This window comes from Phenylobacterium haematophilum, assembly GCF_014196295.1.
Taxonomy (GTDB): domain Bacteria; phylum Pseudomonadota; class Alphaproteobacteria; order Caulobacterales; family Caulobacteraceae; genus Phenylobacterium; species Phenylobacterium haematophilum.
The window spans coordinates 2,501-5,692 of record NZ_JACIDK010000019.1 but is presented as its reverse complement, the minus strand read 5'-3'; the positions used below and the strand labels follow the sequence as shown (position 1 = coordinate 5,692).

The 3,192-nt window shown below is 54.4% G+C and carries 1 tRNA gene and 2 rRNA genes; all 3 read right to left on the bottom strand.

The window, feature by feature from the left end:
• Positions 1-5: 5 nt before the first annotated feature.
• A tRNA-Met gene (locus tag GGQ61_RS21925) sits at positions 6-82 on the bottom strand.
• Between the two features lie 55 nt (positions 83-137).
• Positions 138-252, bottom strand: a 5S ribosomal RNA gene (gene rrf / locus GGQ61_RS21920).
• A 69-nt stretch (positions 253-321) separates the two neighbouring features.
• Positions 322-3,108, bottom strand: a 23S ribosomal RNA gene (locus GGQ61_RS21915).
• Positions 3,109-3,192 lie beyond the last annotated feature (84 nt).

Here is a 3,192-nt window from a genome sequence, read left to right as displayed (position 1 = left end):
AACCTTGGGTGCGGGGACAGGATTTGAACCTGTGACCTTCAGGTTATGAGCCTGACGAGCTACCGGGCTGCTCCACCCCGCGTCAGGGTGTCGTGTGATTGAGTATTGAAGGGTTGTTTGACGTATCCGTTTGGTAGACCTGGCGGCGACCTACTCTCCCGCGCCTTAAGACGAAGTACCATCGGCCCAGAGAGGCTTAACGACCGAGTTCGGGATGGGATCGGGTGGGGACCTCTCGGTATAACCACCAGGTCAACGAAACGGATACGTTGAAGAGAGAAGACATCAAGCAAAGCGCATTAGTCATGAGTTTGACTAAGAACGATCAAGCCTATCGAGCGATTAGTACCAGTAAGCTGCATGCGTCGCCGCACTTCCACACCTGGCCTATCAACGTGGTGGTCTACCACGGCTCTCGGCGAAGCCTTGTTTTGAGGTTAGTTTCCCGCTTAGATGCTTTCAGCGGTTATCTATTCCACACTTAGCTACCCTGCTGCGCAGCTGGCGCCACGACAGGTCCACCAGAGGTGTGTCCATCCCGGTCCTCTCGTACTAGGGACAGATCCTCTCAAGCTTCGTACACCCACGGCAGATAGGGACCAAACTGTCTCACGACGTTCTGAACCCAGCTCACGTACCACTTTAATCGGCGAACAGCCGAACCCTTGGGACCTGCTCCAGCCCCAGGATGTGATGAGCCGACATCGAGGTGCCAAACTTTGCCGTCGCTGTGGACGCTTGGGCAAAATCAGCCTGTTATCCCTAGAGTACCTTTTATTCGTTGAGCGATGGCCCTTCCACGCAGAACCACCGGATCACTATGGCCGACTTTCGTCTCTGCTCGACTTGTCAGTCTCGCAGTCAGGCGGGCTTATGCCATTGCACTCGTCGAGCGATTTCCGACCGCTCTGAGCCCACCATCGCGCGCCTCCGTTACACTTTGGGAGGCGACCGCCCCAGTCAAACTGCCCGCCACGCCATGTCCCGAACCCGGATAACGGGCTGCGGTTAGACGTCAGCGACAACAAGGGTGGTATTTCAAGGATGGCTCCGCCGGAACTGGCGCCCCGGTTTCATAGCCTCCCACCTATCCTACACATGTTGCCGCTAACGCCAAGGCGAAGCTGCAGTAAAGGTTCATAGGGTCTTTCCGTCTGACCGCGGGAACCCCGCATCTTCACGGGGAATTCAATTTCGCTGAGCCTATGCTGGAGACAGTGGGGAAGTCGTTACGCCATTCGTGCAGGTCGGAACTTACCCGACAAGGAATTTCGCTACCTTAGGACCGTTATAGTTACGGCCGCCGTTTACCGGGGCTTCAATTCGGAGCTTGCACCCCTCCTTTTAACCTTCCGGCACCGGGCAGGCGTCAGACCCTATACGTCGCCTTGCGGCTTCGCAGAGCCCTGTGTTTTTGATAAACAGTCGCTACCCCCTGGCCTGTGCCACTCTCATCTGGTTGCCCAAAAGAGAGTCACGCTTATCCCGAAGTTACGCGTGCAATTTGCCGAGTTCCTTCAGCATAGTTCTCTCAAGCGCCTTGGTATACTCTACCTGTCCACCTGTGTCGGTTTCGGGTACGGTCTCCGTTGGGGTTATTTCCAGGAACTCCTTCACTGCCAGGACAATCCAATAAGCCCTGACAATTTACGGAATTCGTCACCTCCAACTGGCCCAGGAATATTCACCTGGTTCCCATCGACTACGCCTTTCGGCCTCGCCTTAGGGGCCGGCTAACCCTGCGCAGATTAGCTTTACGCAGGAACCCTTGGACTTTCGGCGAGAGTGTCTCTCACACTCTTTGTCGCTACTCATGTCAGCATTCTCACTTCCGATACCTCCAGCCAGCCTCACGACTGACCTTCACAGGCTTACGGAACGCTCCGCTACCGCGTGCTTACGCACACCCATACCTTCGGCGACTGGCTTGAGCCCCGTTACATTTTCCGCGCAGGATCGCTTGACCAGTGAGCTGTTACGCTTTCTTTAAATGATGGCTGCTTCTAAGCCAACATCCTGGTTGTCAAAGCAATCCCACATCGTTTCCCACTTAGCCAGTACTTGGGGGCCTTAGATGATGGTTAGGGTTGTTTCCCTTTTCACGACGGACGTTAGCACCCGCCGTGTGTCTGCCAGATAGTTCTCTTGGGTATTCGGAGTTTGGTTAGAATTGGTAGATCTCGCGACCCCCGCATCCATCCAGTGCTCTACCCCCCAAGGAATTCGTCTGACGCTCTACCTAAATAGATTTCGCGGAGAACCAGCTATGTCCAGGTTTGATTGGCCTTTCACCCCTATCCACAAGTCATCCCAGAATTTTTCAACATTCACGGGTTCGGTCCTCCAGTAAGTGTTACCTTACCTTCAACCTGCTCATGGATAGATCACCTGGTTTCGGGTCGTCATGCGACGTACTTATTCGCCCTATTCAGACTCGCTTTCGCTGCGCCTACACCTATCGGCTTAAGCTTGCACGGCACATGAAGTCGCTGACCCATTATACAAAAGGTACGCCGTCACCACGCGAGGTGGCTCCGACTGCTTGTAGGCTTCCGATTTCAGGTTCTATTTCACTCCCCTCGTCGGGGTGCTTTTCACCTTTCCCTCACGGTACTTGTTCACTATCGGTCATTGAGGAGTACTTAGGCTTGGAGGGTGGTCCCCCCATGTTCAGACAGGATTTCACGTGTCCCGCCCTACTCGAGTCTGTCGCTAATTGACGCCTACGGGGCTATCACCCGCTATGGCCGATCTTTCCAAATCGTTCGGCTTTATGTCACGACAGCACTGGCCTGGTCCCGGTTCGCTCGCCACTACTACGGGAGTCTCGGTTGATGTCCTTTCCTCCGGGTACTGAGATGTTTCAGTTCCCCGGGTTTGCTTAATGAACCCTATGTATTCAGGTCATTATACCTTTGAACAACCAACGAACCTGAGCTCCAGCCGAAGCTGAAGATCACATTCGCAGATTGTAAAGGTGGGTTTCCCCATTCAGAAATGTCCGGATCAAAGGGTGCTCGCGCCTCCCCGGACCTTATCGCAGCGTGCCACGTCTTTCATCGCCTCTCAATGCCAAGGCATCCGTCAGAAGCCCTTATGCGCTTGATCGTTCTCAGCAAAACTCATGCGTGGGGACGGTTTGGTTCCAGCCGTACGAAATAGCCGGAACGCGCCCACACATGCGCTTTGTTT